The 1,083-nt window shown below is 48.5% G+C and carries 1 protein-coding gene; it reads left to right on the top strand.

What is annotated here, in order from left to right:
• Nucleotides 1–838 (top strand): hypothetical protein (locus tag ASH01S_RS17600; protein ID WP_217996365.1); only part of this gene is annotated, 838 nt, incomplete at its 5' end.
• Nucleotides 839–1,083 lie beyond the last annotated feature (245 nt).

The following is a 1,083-nucleotide window of genomic DNA, read 5'->3' as shown; positions in this document are numbered from 1 at the left end:
AGAGGAGCAGAGTGAAGAGCAAAGTCGCGAATTGTTGAAGGCACAGGAGAAACTGTTGGAAAAAGATGAAGAACTAAAGAGGGTGATGGATGATTACGAAGCTGGAATCGAGAGGGAAAGCCAGGAACGGAATCTGGCGCTGTCCAGGAAAATCACAGAATTACTCGCGGAAAACGACGGGCTAAAAGAGGAAACACAGGCCCTGAAGACAGAAGTGGAGCTATTGAAGACCACGAGTCAGGAAGAGCATAAACAGCTGAAGGCGGCAAACGAGGAACTTCTTGCGGAAAATCAAACGTTGCGGAAGAATAATGAGGAGCTGAAGAAACAGGCCATGCAGCCTGAACCAGACTCCCTTGTATCGAGGAAAACCATCGACGAGAATGAGAAACCGAGGAAGCGAATTCTGGATGTAGACTTATTGAATTCATTAGAGAGACTCAAGACTGAAAATGAACGACTGCGAATGGAGCTCGCCAACCTGAAGAATAGTTCTGGCGAGTCGAACATAGAAGGACGAGCAAACGAATATGCAGATCTTCCGAAAGATAGTTCAGTTTCATTCATCCCAGAAAGCAAGACATATGAGTCGTTATTTTCGGTAAAAATTGACACACCTCATGTACATCCAGATCCAGCTGTCTGGAATTTGATTTATTCCTCGGTGCCTCCTGGATATTCGATTCCAGATCCTGAGTTTATAAGTGAGCTGAGTAGACATGTGGCCACTGGAAAGCTTAAGCCCGCAGCTTCTTCTCGCACATTGTCTTATAGAGAATATTTAGATACTTTCAGGGATGTTTTGCTAGGCGTTGCACAGCAAGCGGATAATACTTGATAACCGGAACAGGATCGGACTCGTGGAGGAAAGGGGTACCGTCCCTCTCCGGGACGAACCCCTGGCAGATTGGACGCCGGCTCCTGGCAGTGCGCTGCCCCTTGTTTTTTCTACCGCCTCGGCCCTCGCCGAGGCATTGTCATCGCTCGTCCGGCCGTGAAGGATAACTCCCACTGGACACTGGTAGGAACGCAGGTGGCTTCAACAGGGAAATTATACTTGCCCCAGAGTCAACCCAGACAGGA

Origin of the sequence: Alicyclobacillus shizuokensis NBRC 103103, from assembly GCF_001552255.1 — a bacterium.
GTDB classification, from domain to species: Bacteria; Bacillota; Bacilli; order Alicyclobacillales; family Alicyclobacillaceae; genus Alicyclobacillus_G; species Alicyclobacillus_G shizuokensis.
Note: the sequence above shows the minus strand (reverse complement) of the source record. Positions and strands in the feature narration are given on the sequence as shown.